Consider the following 16,816-nt stretch of genomic DNA (forward strand, 5'->3'; position numbering starts at 1 on the left):
GGAGTAAAACATGATCGTTATAACTGCCCCCACTGGCAATATTGGCCGTCAAGTCATTCAACATCTTCTCATGTCGAGCGCGCCAATCCGAGTGATTGTGCGAGATCCATCACAGTTGGCCGAAGATGTGCGAGATAGCGTCGAGGTCGTCAAAGGCTCTCACGGGGATCCTGGCGTCGTCAATGAAGCGTTCAGCGGCGCCGACGCGGTATTCTGGCTCGTGCCTCCCGACCCGAAGGCCGTTTCCGTCAAGGCGGCCTATGTCGATTTCACCCGTCCCGCGGCAGCGGTTTTGAAGGAGCACCATATCAAGCGCGTTGTTTCGATCACGGCGCTCGGGCGCGGTTCGCCGGTCGCAGACCAGGCGGGCTTTGTCACCGGCTCGATGGCGATGGATGACTTGATTGCCAGTACGGGCGTCGCATTCCGCGGCTTGGCCATGCCGTCCTTCATGGACAACATAGCCCGTCAGGCGGCAGCGATCAGGGATCAGGGCAAGTTCTTCCTGCCGATCTCGGGCGGTCTCAAGCTTCCCAGCGTCGCCACACGTGACATCGCAGCGGTCGCGGCACGCTGGCTGCTCGATGAGAGTTGGACAGGCCAGAGCGAGGTGCCCGTCCTCGGACCCAAGGACATTTCGTTCAACGACATGGCCGAGATCATCTCCGATGTGCTCGGCAAGGCAGTCAGCTACCAGCAGATCAGCTTAGACGCCTACAAGGCGCGCTTCGTGCAGTTCGGCATGTCCAACGCGATGGCGCAGGGCATGATGGACATGGCCTGGGCCAAGGATCAGGGCCTCGACCTGGCAGTGTCGAGGACGCCGGACAACTCAACGCAGACAAGTTTCCGCCAATGGTGCGAGGACACGCTCAAGCCCGCGTGCTCGGCTGAACCGATCTTCCCAATACGCCATTAACAGGAGCATCAAGCCATGCATTTGACGGGCCACACAATTCTCATCACCGGCGGGACGAGCGGCATCGGCCGAGGGCTCGCCGAGGCGTTCCATCAACTCGGCAACCGGGTCATCATCGCTGGACGTCGCCAGGCGCTCATCGACGAGATTACCGCAGCGCATCCCGGGATGCATGGCCTGCAGGTAGATGTGCAGGATCCGGCGGCGATTGCCTGCCTAGCCGAAAAGACTCAGTCGCTTTTTCCCGACCTCGACGTTCTCGTGAACAACGCAGGCATTTCCCGTCTCGAGGCCTTGGATGGCGATGAAATCGACATCGACACATCGCTCTCGATCATCGAGACCAACATTGTGGGTGTCCTGCGGCTAACGGCGGCCCTGCTGCCGACACTCGCGAGGCAGCGGGCGTCGACCATTATAACCACCACTTCAGGCCTCGCCTTCATACCCCGCTCCAACTACCCCACCTATTGCGCGAGCAAGGCCTTCCTCCATTCGTGGCTACAGTCCCTGCGCCACCAGCTGCGGCATAAGCCGATCGAGGTCATCGAGCTTCCGCCGCCATACGTTCAGACTGAACTCGCGGGTCCTCAGCAGGCGAGCGATCCCGCCGCCATGCCGCTCGCGGACTATATCGCCGAAGTCATCAAACTTCTCGGGGAGCCAGCGTCGTCCAACGGCGAGATCCTGGTCGAGCGGGTCAAGGCTCTGCGCATGGCGGAGCAGCGGGGCGCGTATGCGGAAATCTACGCGCATCTAAACCCGGCATAGGCGTCGGTGTGTTCGCGGGGTCGGATCGATACCCCGAAGCATAGCTCGACTCGCACACCCCTCGTCTCGACCGGGTTCTGGAGACTTATGAAAGGAAACATCACAATGAGCAGTGCACAATTTCAAGAAGCGCAAAGGCTGCCGCAGGCCAATCACCGCCTGCACCGCAGGAAATTCATCCTCTGGACAGTCATCGCCTCCGTCGTAGCGGCCTTCGCCGCGTGGCTCAGCGCAGCGCTCAACCTCGAAGTCTGGGTGATGTTCATCGGATTCATCGCGTGGTTCACCCGCCCAACATCCGTGAGGAATAGCTCGGCGGCGATGCTATGCCTCTGGCTCGGTATTGCGGTCGGCGCGGTCTCACATATCATGACCGGCGCCCTCTTCCCTTTGCTCGACCATATGGCGCTGCCTGCCGTTGTGTTCCTCGTCGCGATCCTCATCGTCGGCCTGCGCACCCACAGTATCGTAGGCAACATGCTGGCATGGTTCCTCGGCATGGTGACCTACTTCGCGGCCGAACTCGATCTTGCCGTCGCCTCCTTCATGCATCTGGCCATCGCGACCGGGATCGGCGGATTTGCCGGCTATACTTGCCAAGCTTTGAACCGGCGCTTCGCCGAGTAACCTCGTCCTTCCGGATCGCGAAGAAATGCCAAGCGCAACAGGACTGAGCACAAGATCACTCGTGCTCAGTCACACATTTTGAAGCAACGCATCTGCGGCCCAGATGGCCTGCAAGATTATTTCATCTGACCAAGACTAAATCATCCAGGATCGCCCAGCTGTCTCCAGCATCACACCGCCATAGTGAGCTATGCGGCCCGCCATCTCCCTGTCTTTGTACGCCACAGTACGACGACCACATTTCGGTTGTTGTCATGCCCTGATTTCTGCCTCTTCTACTTATCCCCGATCCAGGGCCGCACTTCGCGGGCCCGCACGAGAACGGGGACGACGTGGCGGCCACTCACCAGAAATCGGAGGCAATCCTTCGCGGCGCGCGCATGCTGCGCACGGCCCTCGGGCCGGCGATCGCCCAATTCCTGGAAGATCCCGCGATCGTCGAGGTGATGCTCAACCCTGATGGGCGGCTCTGGATCGACCGCCTGTCCGAGGGACTCTCCGACACGGGTGAACGGCTGTCGCCGGCCGACGGCGAACGCATCGTTCGCCTCGTCGCGCACCATGTCGGCGCCGAGGTTCATCCAAGCAGCCCCCGCGTCTCTGCCGAGTTGCCGGAAACGGGAGAGCGGTTCGAGGGCCTTCTGCCCCCCGTCGTCGCCGCGCCGGCCTTCGCGATCCGCAAGCCTGCGGTCGCTGTGTTCACGCTCGACAACTATGTCGCGGCCGGCATCATGGCGGACGACCAGGCTGAAGCGCTGCGGGTCGCCGTCGCCGAGCGCCGCAATATCCTGGTCGCCGGCGGCACCTCGACCGGCAAGACCACGCTCACGAACGCGCTGCTTGCCGAGGTGTCAAAGACGTCCGACCGCGTGGTGCTGATCGAGGACACGCGCGAACTGCAATGCGCCGCCCCGAACCTCGTTGCCATGCGGACGAAGGACGGCGTGGTCACGCTGTCAGATCTCGTCCGATCCTCGCTGCGTCTGCGCCCTGATCGTATCCCGATTGGCGAGGTGCGCGGCGCTGAGGCGCTCGATCTGCTCAAGGCCTGGGGCACCGGCCATCCGGGTGGCATCGGGACCATTCATGCCGGCACCGCCATCGGCGCGCTCCGCCGCCTCGAGCAGCTCATCCAGGAAGCCGTCCTCACCGTTCCGCGCGCCCTGATCGCCGAGACGATCGATCTGGTCGCCGTGCTCTCCGGCCGCGGCGCCTCGCGCCGGCTCGCCGAACTCGCTCGCGTCGAAGGGCTCGGCCCCGACGGCGACTACCGCGTCATACCCGCCAGCCAGCACCTCACAGGAGATCCGTCATGATCCAGCATACCATGCGTATCCGCCGTCATATCGCGACGGCGGCCTCCCTCACCTTCCTCACCTTGGCGCTCGCGCCCGCCGCCCACGCGTCCGGTTCGTCCATGCCGTGGGAAGCGCCGCTGCAGTCCATCCTCGAATCCATCGAAGGCCCTGTCGCCAAGATCGTCGCGGTGATCATCATCATCGTGACTGGCCTCACGCTCGCCTTCGGCGACACCTCCGGCGGCTTCCGGCGTCTGATCCAGATCGTCTTCGGCCTGTCGATCGCCTTCGCCGCGTCCAGCTTCTTCCTGTCCTTCTTCTCGTTCGGCGGCGGAGCGCTGGTCTGATGGCGACGTCCGCGGAGACGGCAGGCGAAGTGCCGGGTTTTTCGGTGCCGGTCCATCGCGCGCTGACCGAGCATATTCTGCTCGGCGGCGCGCCGCGCTCGATCGCTATCCTGAACGGGACGCTGGCGGCAGCGCTTGGCCTCGGCCTGCGCCTCTGGCTGGTCGGCCTCGGTCTTTGGGCGATCGGTCACTTCGCCGCCGTCTGGGCCGCCAAACGCGATCCGCAGTTCATCGACGTCGTGCGCAGGCATCTGCGCATCCCCAGTCATCTGTCGGTTTGAGGGGCGCGCGGCCATGATGAACCTTGCCGAATATCGCAACCGCAACACCCGGCTCGCCGACTTCCTCCCCTGGGTCGCGCTGGTCGGCGAAGGCGTCGTCCTCAACAAGGATGGTAGCCTGCAGCGCACCGCCCGGTTTCGCGGCCCCGATCTCGACAGCGCCGTGCCGGCCGAGCTGATCGCGGTCGCGGGACGGCTGAACAATGCCTTCCGCCGCCTCGGCTCCGGCTGGGCGATCTTCGTCGAGGCGCAGCGGCACGGCGCCGCCACCTATCCCGACAGCATGTTCGCCGACAGCGCCTCCGCGCTGGTCGACGCCGAACGCAAGGCCGACTTCGAGGAAGCCGGCGCGCATTTCGAGTCGAGCTACTTCCTGACCTTCCTCTATCTGCCTCCAGCCGAGGACGCCGCGCGCGCCGAAACCTGGCTCTACGAGGGCCGCGACCATGCCGGCGTCGATGCACGCGAGGTCCTGCGGGGTTTTGCCGACCGCACCGATCGCATCCTCCAGCTCATCGACGCCTTCATGCCTGAATGCGCCTGGCTCGATGACGGCGAGACCCTGACCCATCTGCATTCGACGGTCTCGACGAAGCGGCATCGGGTCCGGGTGCCCGAGACACCCATGTATCTCGACGCACTGCTCGCCGATCAGCCGCTCACCGGCGGGCTCGAACCCCGGCTCGGTGACGCACATGTCCGCATCCTCACCATCGTCGGCTTCCCCACCGCGACCACGCCCGGGATCCTCGACGAGTTGAACCGCCTGGCTTTTCCCTATCGTTGGTCGACGCGCGCCGTTCTCCTCGACAAGACCGACGCGACCAAGCTGCTGACCAAGATCCGGCGGCAATGGTTCGCCAAGCGCAAGTCGATCGCCGCCATCCTCAAGGAGGTGATGACTAATGAGGCGTCAGTGCTGGTCGACACCGACGCGGCGAACAAGGCCGCCGACGCCGACATGGCGTTGCAGGAGCTCGGCGCGGACTATGCCGGCCAAGCCTATGTGACGGCGACGATCACTGTCTGGGACGAGGATCCACGAATCGCGGCCGAGAAGCTCCGCCTCGTCGAGAAGGTCATCCAAGGCCGCGACTTCACCGCCATGCCCGAGACGATCAACGCGGTGGACGCCTGGCTCGGGTCGCTGCCCGGCCATGTGTACGCCAATGTCCGGCAACCACCCATCAACACGCTCAATCTCGCCCACATGATCCCGCTGTCGGCGGTATGGGCGGGACCGGAACGGGACGAGCACTTCGCAGCACCCCCACTGCTGTTCGGCAAGACCGAAGGCTCGACCCCGTTCCGGCTTTCCATCCACGTCGGCGACGTCGGTCACACACTGATCGTCGGCCCGACCGGCGCCGGCAAATCCGTGCTGCTGGCGCTGATGGCGCTGCAGTTCCGCCGCTATGCGCGCTCCCAGGTCTTTGCGTTCGATTTCGGTGGGTCGATCCGGGCCGCGGCGCTCGCCATGCGTGGCGATTGGCACGATCTCAGCGGTGGACTCACCGAAGGTGCCGACGACAGCGTGTCGCTGCAGCCGCTGGCACGCATTGACGATGTCGCGGAACGCGCCTGGGCGGCGGACTGGCTCGCCGCCATCTTGGGACGCGAGAGCGTTTCGATTACGCCCGAGGTCAAGGAGCATCTCTGGTCGGCGCTCTCGTCGCTCGCCTCCGCGCCGATCGGCGAGCGCACGCTGACGGGCCTGTCGGTCCTGCTGCAGTCAAACGACCTTAAGCAGGCGCTGCGGCCGTTCTGCGTCGGCGGCCCCTATGGCCGGCTGCTCGACGCCGAAGCCGAGCATCTCGGCGAAGCCTCGGTTCAGGCGTTCGAGACCGAAGGACTGATCGGGACTGGCGCCGCGGCCGCCGTGCTCGCCTATCTCTTCCATCGCATCGAGGATCGTCTCGACGGCCGGCCGACGCTGCTGATCGTCGATGAAGGCTGGCTGGCCCTCGATGACGAGGGCTTCGCCGGCCAGATTCGTGAATGGCTGAAGACGCTGCGCAAGAAGAACGCCAGCGTCATCTTCGCCACCCAGTCGCTTTCAGACATTGACGGCTCGGCAATCGCGCCGGCCATCATCGAGAGCTGCCAGACCCGCATCCTGCTGCCGAACGAACGCGCGATCGAGCCGCAGATCACGGCGATATATCGCCGCTTTGGGTTGAACGACCGGCAGATCGAGATCCTCGCCCGGGCCATGCCCAAGCGCGACTATTACTGCCAGTCGCGCCGCGGTAATCGCTTGTTCGAGCTCGGCCTGTCGGATGTGGCGCTCGCCCTCTGTGCAACATCTTCAAAGACCGATCAGGCTGCGATCGCGCAGACGGTCGCAGCGCACGGGCGCGAGGACTTCCTGGCGGCATGGCTGCGCCAGCGCGGCCTCGGCTGGGCCGCCGATCTCATCCCCAACCTCAACAACATGGAGACGTCCTCATGACCCCGCGTCGTTCGCGCGGCGTGCGCCTTGCCGCCGCGCTGCTCACCGCTTCCGTTGCCACGACCCCGTTCCTGGCGGCTCCCGCACACGCACAGTTCGGACGCATCGTCTATGATCCCACAAATTACGCGCAGAACGTCCTGACGGCGGCCCGCACCCTTCAGCAGGTCAATCAGCAGATCACCCAGCTTCAGAACGAAGCCACGATGCTGATCAACCAGGCCCGCAATCTCGCAAGCCTTCCCTATTCCTCGCTCCAGCAGCTACAGCAGTCCGTGCAGCGGACCCAGCAGCTCCTGCAACAGGCGCAGCGCATCGCCTACGATGTCCAGAACATCGATCAGGCATTCCAGACCACCTACGGCAACGCCTCGATGTCGGCGTCCGATCGGCAGCTCGTCGCCGGAGCCCGGGAACGCTGGCAGAATACCGTCGGCGGCTTGCAAGACGCCATGCGCGTGCAGGCCGGTGTCGTCGGCAATATCGACACCAACCGGTCCGAGATGTCGTCACTGATCGGACGCAGCCAAGGGGCGACCGGCGCGCTGCAGGCGACGCAAGCCGGTAATCAGCTCCTCGCGCTGCAGGCGCAGCAACTCGCAGACCTGACCGCCGTGGTGGCCGCCAACGGTCGTGCGCAGGCGCTCCAATCGGCCGAACAAGCTGCGGCCGCCGAACAGGGTCGCGAGCAGCGCCGCCGCTTCCTTACGCCGGGCTCCGGCTATCAGGCGGGCAACGCCCGCATGTTCCCGAACAGTGGCAACTGAGGGGGCGCGGCCATGGACGGCAAGATCCTCGCCCGACTTGGCGCGGTGGTATTCGTCGCGGTGGCCGTCACCGCGACGGCGATCGAGTTCAGCCGGGATGAGGAGTCGGCGGAGAGCTGGGCTTCGTCACGACCGGGCACGGCCCCGTCCGACCCCTTACGCGACGAGCTGTTCCGCTGCCAGGCCCTCGGAGAGGCCGGCCCGCGCGACGCGGCCTGCCTGCGTGCCTGGGCGGAGAACCGCAACCGCTTCCTTGCGCCGGGCGCTCGACCGGCAGAGCGGCTGCCAGAAGCGGCGCCGGCTCCCCATCCGCAAGCGGACCCGGCCATGCCGGCCCATCCGGCGCCGGTCTCTCCGCCGGCCGAGACGCGGTAGCGTCATGGGCAACACCGGCGTCATTGACCACTTCCTTGAAGTCTTCACCCGCTACATCGATTCCGGCTTCGGGCTGCTCAGCGGTGAAGTCGCGTTCATCGCCACGACGCTGATCGTGATCGATGTGACGCTGGCGGCGCTCTTCTGGTCCTGGGGCGGCGACGACGACATCTTCGCCGCCCGACTCGTGAAGAAGACGCTGTTCGTCGGCGTGTTCGCTTACATCATCGGCAACTGGAATAACCTCGCGCGGATCGTCTTCGAGAGCTTCGCGGGTTTGGGCCTGAAGGCCAGTGGCACCGGCTTCACGACCGCCGACCTGCTGCGGCCCGGCAAGGTGGCCCAGACCGGTCTCGATGCCGGGCGGCCGCTCCTGGAATCGATCTCGGGCCTGATGGGTTACTGGTCGTTCTTCGAGAACTTTATCCAGATCGCCTGCATGTTCCTCGCCTGGGCGCTGGTGCTGCTCGCCTTCTTCATCCTCGCCATCCAGCTCTTCGTCACGCTGATCGAATTCAAGCTGACGACGCTCGCGGGCTTCGTCCTCATTCCGTTCGGCCTGTTCGGCAAGTCCGCCTTCATGGCCGAACGTGTGCTCGGCAACGTCATCTCGTCCGGCATCAAGGTGTTGGTGCTCGCCGTCATCATCGGCATCGGCTCGACACTGTTTTCCGAATTCACCGCCGGCTTCGGCGGCGCCACGCCTTCGATCGACGAAGCCATGGCCATCGTCCTGGCCGCGCTGTCGCTCCTCGGCCTCGGCATCTTTGGCCCTGGCATCGCCAGCGGCATCGTCTCCGGCGGCCCACAGCTCAGCGCCGGCGCGGCGGTTGGTACAGGTCTCGCGGCCGGCGGCATGATCGCCGCGGGAGCCGGCGCGGTCGGCGCCGTCGCCTCCGGCGGTGCGGCACTTGCCGGAGGCGCAGCAGCCGCGGCCCGGGGCGGCGCCGCGATGGCGGGTGGCGCGTCCACTGCGTACAGCCTCGGCGCAGCCGGCCAGTCAGGCGCCAGCGGCATCGCGTCAGGTCTCGGCGGTGTTGCCCGCGCCGGCGGTGGCGCGGCTGTTTCGCCGCTGCGCCGTGCCGCCTCACGCGCCGCAGAGAGCATGCGCTCCAGCTTCAATGCCGGCGCCAAGGCCGCGTTCGAAGCCACTGGCGGCTCCTCGACGATGGGATCGGTCGGTGGCGACGCAGCCGGCGATGGCGGCGGCTCGGCCGCTCGGGCAGCCGCGGGCGGACCGCCCGCATGGGCGCAGCGCATGCGCCGCTCCCAACGCATGACCCACGCCGTCCAGGCGACCGCCCATGCCGTGCGCTCCGGTGACGCCCATGGCGGCGGCTCCTCTGTCAATCTCTCCGAAGGCGACCGCTGATGTTTAAACGACTCTCCACCCACTATGGAAAATCCCCCGAGCCTGAGACGCCCTATCAACGCGCCGCGCAGGTCTGGGACGAACGGATCGGCGCGTCGCGCGTCCAGGCGAAGAACTGGCGGCTGATGGCCTTCGGCTCGCTAGTTCTCTCGGCCGCCTTCGCCACCGCGCTGGTCTGGCAATCGGCGCGCGGCACGATCGTCCCCTGGGTGGTGCAGGTCGACCGGCTCGGCCAGGCCCAAGCCGTGGCGCCTGCCGTCGCCGACTATCGCCCGACCGATCCGCAGATCGCCTTCCACCTGGCGGGGTTCATCGAGCAGGTCCGCTCGATTCCGGCCGACGCCATCATCGTGCGGCAGAACTGGCTGCGCGCCTACGACTTCACAACCGACCGCGGCGCGGCGGCGCTCAACGACTATGCGCGGGCAAACGACCCGTTCACCAAGGTCGGCCGCCAGCAGATCGCCGTTGAAGTCTCGAGCGTCATCCGCGCGTCTCCAGACAGTTTCCGCGTCGCTTGGGTCGAGCGCCGCTACGAGAACGGCCAACTCGCCACGACCGAGCGCTGGACCGCGATCCTGACAATCGTCGTGCAGGTCCCGCGCAACGCCGATCGGCTCAGGGCGAACCCGCTCGGCATCTACGTCAACGCCATCAACTGGTCACGGGAGCTTGAGCAATGAAGCCGTCTTTCCGTAAAGCCGGAAACCCGGCTTCACACAATTCCTCAGCTCCGGCTTTGCGCCGAGGCGCACTGCCGCTCCTGCTGCTGGCGACGTCCGCGCTTGCCGGCTGCGCCACCAGCACGCCGCCGCCGGGAATCTCCTACGATGCTGCCGCGCCCGCCGTGCAGACCGTCGACCCACCGGCGCCAGTCACCGTGGTCGAGATTCCGCGACCGCTTCCGCTGCCTGGCCAGATGCAACGCGTCGAACCGTCCCGATCGACACCCGAGCCGACCGACCCGATGGCGCGCGTCAACCAGGCCAACGCCGCCGCGCGCATCCAGCCCGTGCGCAACGGCTTCATCAACTCGATGCAGGTCTACCCCTTCACTCAGGGCGCACTCTACCAAGTCTACACCGCCGTCGGGCAGATCACGGACATCGCGTTGCAGCCGGGCGAGCAGCTCGTTGGCTCGGGTCCCGTCGCCGCTGGCGACACGGTGCGCTGGATCATCGGCGACACACAGAGCGGCGCCGGGCCGACGCTTCAGATCCATATCCTGGTGAAGCCGACCCGGCCGGATTTGATGACCAACCTCGTCATCAACACCAACCTGCGCACCTATCACATGGAGCTGCGGTCGACCGAGCGGACCTACATGGCCTCGGTCTCCTGGCAGTACCCGCAGGACCAGCTCATCGCGCTGCGCCGCCAGAACCAACAGGCTGAGGCCGCGCAGCCGGTCGCATCCGGCGTCGACCTCGCCAACGTCAACTTCCGCTACGCGATCAACGGCGACCGCGCGCCGTGGCGGCCGCTGCGCGCCTTCGACGACGGCCGCCAGGTCTTCATCGAATTCCCACGCGGTATTGGCCAGGGAGAAATGCCGCCACTATTCGTGGTCGGCCCGGAGGGCAACACCTCGGAGCTGGTGAACTACCGGGTGCGCGGCCATCACATGATCGTCGATCGGCTCTTCGCCGCCGCCGAGTTGCGGTTCGGCTCCGGCGACCGCCAGAAGCGCGTCCGCATCGTGCGCAGCGATGGGAGGCCAGCGTCGTGAGCGAGACGGAGCCCCGGAAAGAGGAAGGGCCGGACGAGGAGGCTCGGCCGTTGACAGGCGAGCCCGTCGGTCCCGCGCCGATGCGGCTGCGCACCGAACCGCCGCGCGTCACCCGAGTGTCGCGCAAGGTGCTGGCGGGTCTCGGCCTGGTCGCGAGTGTCGGGATCGGCGGTGCGCTCATCTATGCCCTACAGACCCGCGATGGCGGTCGGCCGAACGAGGAACTCTATTCGACCGAGAACCGCTCGACAGCCGATGGCATCGCCGGTTTGCCGCGCGACTATAGCGGCGTGCCTCAGCTTGGCCCGCCGCTTCCGGGCGACCTTGGTCGCCCCATCCTTGGCGCACAGAATCGCGGCCAACCCGTGCCGACACCCGGCATGGCCACCCCGAGCCCCGGCCCCAGTCCGGAAGAGCAGCGGCGCATTCAGGAGCTTGAATCGGCACGCACGGCGCGTTTGTTCGCCGCCACCGAAACCCGGACGGCGACGATGACACCGTCCCAGGCAACGCCCGGTGTGCTACCGACGCCCGATCTAACCAGTCTCGGGCTGGCCCCGCCGCCAACGACGCCGACGGCGCAGGATCGGCAAAACGCCTTCCTCAACGCCGCCGCCGATCGGCGCACCGTCGCGCCGGACCGCGTCGCCGCGCCCGCATCGCCGAACATCCTCCAGGCAGGCGCCGTTATCTCGGCGGCTCTGATCACCGGCATCCGTTCGGATCTCCCCGGCCAGATCACAGCTCACGTGACTGAAAATATCTATGACAGCCCGACGGGGCGCATCCTGCTCGTGCCTCAGGGCACGCGGGTAATCGGCCAGTACGACAACAACGTCCAGTTCGGGCAGAGCCGCGTGCTTCTAGTTTGGAACCGGCTGATCTTCCCGAACGGTCGCTCAATCGTGCTCGAGCGTCAACCAGGCGCGGACGCGGAAGGGTTCGCCGGGCTTCAGGACGGCGTCGACTACCATTGGTGGGATCTAGCCAAGGCGGCGGGCCTCTCGACGCTGCTCAGCGTCGGTGCAGAACTCGCCGTGGACAATGACGACCGTCTGATCCAGGCAATCCGTGACGGCGGGCAAGACACGATCAACGACGCCGGCCAGCAGATCGTCCGGCGCCAGCTCAACATCGCCCCGACGCTCACCATCCGCCCGGGCTTTCCCGTCCGCGTGATCGTCACGCGAGATTTGGTGCTCGAACGCTACGGAGCCTCCTGATGACAAAGCTGAAGCTCGGCCCGATTACGGATGACAAGCCGGTCAAGGTGACAGTGGAACTGCCGCCATCGTTACACCGCGATCTTATCGCCTATGCCGAAATACTGTCACGTGAGACCGGCCAGGCGGTGGCCGACCCGGCAAAGCTGATCGCGCCAATGGTGCAACGCTTTATCGCCACCGATCGAGGTTTTGCGAAGGCGCGCCGCTCGTCCTGAGCGAACAGGCAGACCCTGCAATCACGGCCGTTGCGCAAGACCTTGCATCGTCTCCGCGACGAGAGGTTGGCATGGCCGTCCGACACCAGTGTAAGACTTGAATATCAGAAAGCGAGCCGACTCGTCGAAACTATGTATGTTCTCGCCGACGCGCTGTTGAGCTTGCAAGTTGCTCCCCTGTCTGAAGGAACTTGTGAAACGCCGGATTGTCGTTTTCGTACAACCAGACTGCGCTGAACGGTACGATGTCGGCGCGAGCGGTCAACGGCCGTAGCACCAACCCCGGCACCTTGACAGCGGCCCATGCCGCCGAGACCAGGGTGATGCCTTGGCCAAGGCTGACGAGGTTCATAAGCGTGTCCTGCAGCGCCGCCTTCTCTTCGATATAGGGGTAGTTGCTGTAATCGGCGGATCGCCGAACAATATAGTGATGAACCTCGGGCCCCGGTTCTCCACGGCTCACGAGGAAGTGCTCCTCTTTGAGGTCGGGCCAATCGAGCTTGTGTTTTTCAGCCAGCGGATGGCTTTCCGGCAATGCGACATGGACGCGCTCGCGCCACAGCTCCCGTGTCTCACAGCCAGGTATCGCTCCCGAACCTGTAACGATGGCGGCATCCAATCGACCGGTCCTCACCGCTGCGAGATGCTCCAGTCGGCCGCCGTCACGAACGTCAATGATCACGCAGGGATGGCGTTCCGCATAGCTTTGAACGAGTTCTCGCAGAAATCCGCCTGCCAGCGAGGTCAGTATGCCAATGCGTAACAAGCCTGACTCAGCCGCCCGCGTTGTGCGGGCAGAGCGTCTTGCGGATTCAAGCTGCTCGATCACGGGCGAGACATCAGCCAAGAAGTGCCGCCCCGCCGGGGTCAGCCGCACCCCACTGCGTGCCCGCTCGAACAATGACACGCCGAGGTCATCTTCCAGTTGCTTCAGCGCGCGGCTGACACTTGATTGATCGACATCGCACATTTCCGCTGCGCGCCTGAAGCTCCCTACTTGCGCGGCGACTGACAGGTATCGCAGTTGTCGAAGCGCGTTCCTCATGGCCGCGGCTCGTCGCGGTCGACGACGCCGATCAGCGGCGCATCGCTGGGGCGAACCCGCGCTCTGGAGCCAATATGCAGACTTTCGTACGGACGGCGGCTCATTTGGGCACCCCGTCAGTTCAGCGGTTCGGGTGTGACCGGGCCGGCTTCGTCGGTATTGGCGGCAGGCTTCAAAGAGGTGCCCATCCCAAAGGTCTCACGCGAGGGTAACGTTCGTGAGCTGCAAGGATGTCTCCCACAGACGGGCGGCAACGGCGGTATCGAGCGCCTGCTTGGGAGGCTTCTCCTCGGTCGGATAGCCACGCGTCCCTCCCAGCCTGTCAGGTCCGTAGTAGGCGCCGTCGCGCGCTGCCGGATCGGTCGCTGCATAAAGCGTGGGCAGTGCGCCCTGCCACACGGGCTGAAACAGAAATGGCAAGAAGCGGCGCGCCATCCCGGCTGCGCTCGTCTTCCCCGCTCCGTTCGGAAGCAGATCAGTGCGCGAGACGCCGGGATGTGCCGCAAGGCTCTCGACGCCCCATCCGGCCGCTTTGCTGCGCCGGCTCAGCTCAAACGCAAACATTATGCAAGCGAGCTTAGACTGGCTGTAGACCGGCCCCGGTTTGTAGCCGCGCTCGGCTTGCAGGTCGTTGAAGTTGATCGCGCCTTGCCGCGCCGCAATGCTGCCGAGGGTCACGACCCGCGAATTCCGGCCCTCCTTCAGCAGCGGCAGCAAATGCCGGGTAAGAGCGAAATGGCCGAGATAGTTGGTGCCGAACTGCAGCTCGAAGCCGTCGGCGGTCTCGCGACGCGTCGGCGGCGTCATAACGCCGGCATTGTTGATCAGGAGATCGAGGCTGTCCTGCTCCTGCGCGAGTTGCTCGGTGAACGCCGCGATAGAAGCGAGGTTGGCAAGATCCACCTCCCCGAACCGCACTTGTCCGCCTGGAACAGCTTGCTTGATCGCTGCCACAGCTTCAGCGCCCTTGCGCGGGTTCCGCCCGGCGATCACGACACTTGCACCGGCTCGAGCCAAGGCCAGGGCGTCTTCGTAGCCCAATCCTCCAGTGCCCGTGACGACCGCTGTACGGCCGTGTTGCGGTGGAATGTTACTTGTCGTCCATTTGGTCATTTATGAGGTCCACGCCTTCTCGAAACTTCAGCGAGACGTCTCGGAAGGGTTGTCTCAACGCGCTCGCTTTTCACGTTCCTCAATAGAATGGCTACGGCTCCAAGCTACCATGCCCGAACCGGCAAAAAACGTGCCTATTTCTACATTCGTTCCGCATGCGAGGAGTATCTGACGGGAGTGGATGCCGAACTTGGTGCGCCTATGTTGGCGCGATCAAAGCCTGCGGGCGTGCTACATCTATGTTCACGTTGGTCAGTTCCAGCGAGGTCTCCCAGAGGCGAGCTGCGGCGGCTGTGTCCAGTGCCTGGAAAGGAGGTTTCTCCGCGGCCGGATAGCCCCGCGTCCCAGCCAGCCTGTCAGGGCCGTAATAGCCGCCGTTCCGCGCTTCCGGATCTGTCGCAGCAAAGAGCGTGGGCAAGGCGCCCTGCCATGCAGGCTGGTAGAGAAACCATAGATAGCGTCGCGCGAAACCAGGTAAGCTCGACCAGCCGGGTCCGTTCGGAATGAGGTCGGTGCGTGAGATACCGGGATGCGCCGCCAGACTCTGCACGCCCCATCCGGCCGCCTCGCTGCGTCGGCTCAACTCGAAGGCGAACATGATGCAGGCAAGCTTCGACTGGCTGTAGACCTGCATCGGCTTGTAACCACGCTCGGCTTGCAGGTCGTCGAAGTTAATCGCTCCCCACCGTGCTGCCACACTGCCCAGGGTCACGACGCGCGGCTTTTTCGCCCTCTTCAGGAGCGGCAGCAGATGGGCGGTAAGAGCGAAATGACCGAGATAATTCGTGCCCAACTGGAGCTCGAAGCCGTCGCTGGTCTCGCGACGCTCCGGCGTTCTCATGACGCCCGCGTTGTTCACCAAGAGCTCGACGCTATCTTGCTCCTGTACGAGCTGGGCGGCAAATTCCGCGATCGAAGCAAGATTTGCGAAATCCGCCTTGCCGAACCGCACCTGCGCGCCAGGGACAGTTTCTCTGATCGCCTCGACCGCTTTAGCGCCCTTATCGGGATTGCGCCCGGCTATCACGACACTCCCGCCCGCGCCCGCCAGGGCGAGCGCGGTCTCGAAACCCAGCCCACCGGTGCCGGTGACGACCGCTGAGCGGCCGCGCTGTGATGGAATGTTCCGGAATGTCCACTTTGACATCAATCGTTCTGCCTTCTCTAACGCTGGGCGGAGCCTTCGACTAATGATGGTTTCCAAGCCCGCCTTTCTTCTTCATTGCCAGCATGCCCGGGGCACGGCAGACCTCCATGCCGGAACCCGCAAAAATCATGTCTGATCCTGCATTGGTGCGGTTCATGACGGGATGTCGGAGGCAAGCCATCGCCCAGCTTCGGCCGTGCTTAGGATTCGCACGAGGCCGATCATCTGCAACTGCGATATCGCCTGATGGATGCCTAAAGCCACGCTTCCGTGACGCCGCTGATCATCCTCGGGCCCCAACTGCGGACGGTGAAGTTCCACGTCGCGAAGAGAATGAAGACGCTTGCAGCCAGGAGCACCGTTGCTGCTCCAAAGTGAATAACCCGTCCGCGATTCTGGCGGCACACCCGGATAAACAGTTCGGCGACGATGAGATTGGGGACATAGAAAAAGAAGATCATGATCGCGTCGAACCAACCGGTAAAGCCGGGTCCGATTCCGACACCGCCGCTCAATAGGAACCAGGCGCCATATTCCATCCGGTACAGCCAGGAGCCGACCGTCAGCGCGAAAAGCCTGATCGCCCAGGCACGGTGCTGATCGAAACTGCCGGCCCGGGCTCGGGCATAGGCCATCGCGGCGCAGAGCACCATCAACGCGCCGTAGATGCCAAAGCCCGTATCCATCAGTGGCCCACCGATCGTGCCTCTTCCTAGTATGAAGCCAAGCCCACCCAGCCCGGCCACGCCGGCGCAAAAGACGTAGGTTCGGCCCAACCAGCGATGGAGGGCGGGAACGCTGCGGCGCACGCTCCCTATCAGCTGAACAGGCCCGAGCAACAGGAGCACGCCCCCAGCCATGAAATGTGCACCGATGGCTGCCGTGGGAAGCAACGCGCGGCCATCGTACAAGTCGGGAAGGGATTCGTTCCATTGCTCACCGGCACCGCTCAAGGCCGTTCCTCCGAAGAAGGCGATGATATAGGTGGCGAAGATGGCGCCGCTGATCCAACTCGCGGCCACGAGCAGCCGAGCGCTCCAGCGCAATGCAGCACCATGAGAGGCTCCGCTCTGCCTGGCGAGTTGCCGAGCTATGGTCGGGGAACTGCCCGCTATGGTGATTGTGTTAGATC

The 16,816-nt window shown here is 64.8% G+C and carries 18 protein-coding genes; 14 read left to right on the forward strand and 4 right to left on the reverse strand.

The window, feature by feature from the left end; all coding sequences use genetic code 11:
* The first annotated feature begins 10 nt into the window (after positions 1–10).
* The 14 genes from G9X64_RS05685 (at position 11) to G9X64_RS05750 (ending at position 12,379) form a co-directional block, all read left to right on the forward strand.
* Positions 11–919 carry an NmrA family NAD(P)-binding protein gene (locus G9X64_RS05685; RefSeq protein ID WP_171376133.1) on the forward strand — a complete coding sequence of 303 codons (909 nt, stop codon included), beginning with the start codon at positions 11–13 and terminating at the stop codon, positions 917–919.
* A gap of 15 nt (positions 920–934) precedes the next feature.
* Positions 935–1,690, forward strand: a complete 756-nt coding sequence (locus G9X64_RS05690; protein ID WP_171376134.1) for an SDR family oxidoreductase — start codon at positions 935–937, stop codon at positions 1,688–1,690.
* 105 nt (positions 1,691–1,795) lie between these two features.
* A complete protein-coding gene (locus G9X64_RS05695; RefSeq protein WP_171376135.1) occupies positions 1,796–2,317 on the forward strand; it encodes a DUF1097 domain-containing protein in 522 nt (173 codons plus the stop codon).
* Between the two features lie 332 nt (positions 2,318–2,649).
* Positions 2,650–3,633 (forward strand): P-type conjugative transfer ATPase TrbB, encoded by a 984-nt coding sequence (gene trbB, locus G9X64_RS05700; protein WP_171376136.1) that lies wholly within the window; start codon positions 2,650–2,652, stop codon positions 3,631–3,633.
* Entirely contained in the window at positions 3,630–3,962 is a 333-nt protein-coding gene (locus tag G9X64_RS05705; RefSeq protein WP_171376137.1) for a TrbC/VirB2 family type IV secretion system protein, read from the forward strand. Before trbB ends, G9X64_RS05705 begins: the two co-directional genes overlap by 4 nt.
* Positions 3,962–4,243, forward strand: coding sequence for a VirB3 family type IV secretion system protein (locus tag G9X64_RS05710; protein ID WP_171376138.1), 282 nt, complete (start codon positions 3,962–3,964; stop codon positions 4,241–4,243). The genes G9X64_RS05705 and G9X64_RS05710 overlap by 1 nt, the downstream gene beginning before the upstream one ends.
* Before the next feature lie 13 nt (positions 4,244–4,256).
* Positions 4,257–6,695: a conjugal transfer protein TrbE gene (trbE, locus tag G9X64_RS05715; protein WP_171376139.1), complete on the forward strand. Its 2,439-nt coding sequence runs from the start codon at positions 4,257–4,259 to the stop codon at positions 6,693–6,695.
* The gene (gene trbJ, locus G9X64_RS05720; protein ID WP_171376140.1) at positions 6,692–7,462 is read left to right on the forward strand and encodes a P-type conjugative transfer protein TrbJ; all 771 of its coding nucleotides are present in this window, start codon (positions 6,692–6,694) and stop codon (positions 7,460–7,462) included. The genes trbE and trbJ overlap by 4 nt, the downstream gene beginning before the upstream one ends.
* A gap of 12 nt (positions 7,463–7,474) precedes the next feature.
* Complete coding sequence (gene trbK-alt / locus G9X64_RS05725; protein WP_171376141.1) at positions 7,475–7,837, forward strand: putative entry exclusion protein TrbK-alt; 363 nt, start codon at positions 7,475–7,477, stop codon at positions 7,835–7,837.
* A 4-nt stretch (positions 7,838–7,841) separates the two neighbouring features.
* The gene (gene trbL, locus G9X64_RS05730; RefSeq protein ID WP_171376142.1) at positions 7,842–9,209 is read left to right on the forward strand and encodes a P-type conjugative transfer protein TrbL; all 1,368 of its coding nucleotides are present in this window, start codon (positions 7,842–7,844) and stop codon (positions 9,207–9,209) included.
* Positions 9,209–9,892, forward strand: a complete 684-nt coding sequence (gene trbF, locus G9X64_RS05735; protein WP_171376143.1) for a conjugal transfer protein TrbF — start codon at positions 9,209–9,211, stop codon at positions 9,890–9,892. Before trbL ends, trbF begins: the two co-directional genes overlap by 1 nt.
* The gene (gene trbG, locus G9X64_RS05740; RefSeq protein WP_171376144.1) at positions 9,889–10,938 is read left to right on the forward strand and encodes a P-type conjugative transfer protein TrbG; all 1,050 of its coding nucleotides are present in this window, start codon (positions 9,889–9,891) and stop codon (positions 10,936–10,938) included. The genes trbF and trbG overlap by 4 nt, the downstream gene beginning before the upstream one ends.
* Entirely contained in the window at positions 10,935–12,161 is a 1,227-nt protein-coding gene (locus tag G9X64_RS05745) for a TraB/TrbI/VirB10 family type IV secretion system protein (RefSeq protein ID WP_171376145.1), read from the forward strand. The genes trbG and G9X64_RS05745 overlap by 4 nt, the downstream gene beginning before the upstream one ends.
* Entirely contained in the window at positions 12,161–12,379 is a 219-nt protein-coding gene (locus G9X64_RS05750) for a DUF2274 domain-containing protein (RefSeq protein ID WP_171376146.1), read from the forward strand. Before G9X64_RS05745 ends, G9X64_RS05750 begins: the two co-directional genes overlap by 1 nt.
* Positions 12,380–12,509: 130 nt before the next feature.
* Here G9X64_RS05750 and G9X64_RS05755 read toward each other — a convergent pair whose 3' ends face one another.
* The 4 genes from G9X64_RS05755 to G9X64_RS05770 all read right to left on the reverse strand — a co-directional run bounded on the left by G9X64_RS05755 (position 12,510) and on the right by G9X64_RS05770 (position 16,706).
* Positions 12,510–13,424 (reverse strand): LysR family transcriptional regulator, encoded by a 915-nt coding sequence (locus G9X64_RS05755; protein WP_171376147.1) that lies wholly within the window; start codon positions 13,422–13,424, stop codon positions 12,510–12,512.
* Positions 13,425–13,622: 198 nt separating this feature from the next.
* On the reverse strand, positions 13,623–14,537 hold the full coding sequence (locus tag G9X64_RS05760; RefSeq protein ID WP_171376148.1) for an SDR family oxidoreductase: 915 nt from the start codon (positions 14,535–14,537) through the stop codon (positions 13,623–13,625).
* A gap of 199 nt (positions 14,538–14,736) precedes the next feature.
* Positions 14,737–15,684: an SDR family oxidoreductase gene (locus G9X64_RS05765; protein WP_171376210.1), complete on the reverse strand. Its 948-nt coding sequence runs from the start codon at positions 15,682–15,684 to the stop codon at positions 14,737–14,739.
* 254 nt (positions 15,685–15,938) lie between these two features.
* The gene (locus G9X64_RS05770) at positions 15,939–16,706 is read right to left on the reverse strand and encodes a DUF2306 domain-containing protein (protein ID WP_312864027.1); all 768 of its coding nucleotides are present in this window, start codon (positions 16,704–16,706) and stop codon (positions 15,939–15,941) included.
* Positions 16,707–16,816: the final 110 nt, after the last annotated feature.

It is taken from the genome of Rhizobium sophorae (assembly GCF_013087515.1).
Classification (GTDB): domain Bacteria; phylum Pseudomonadota; class Alphaproteobacteria; order Rhizobiales; family Rhizobiaceae; genus Rhizobium; species Rhizobium sophorae.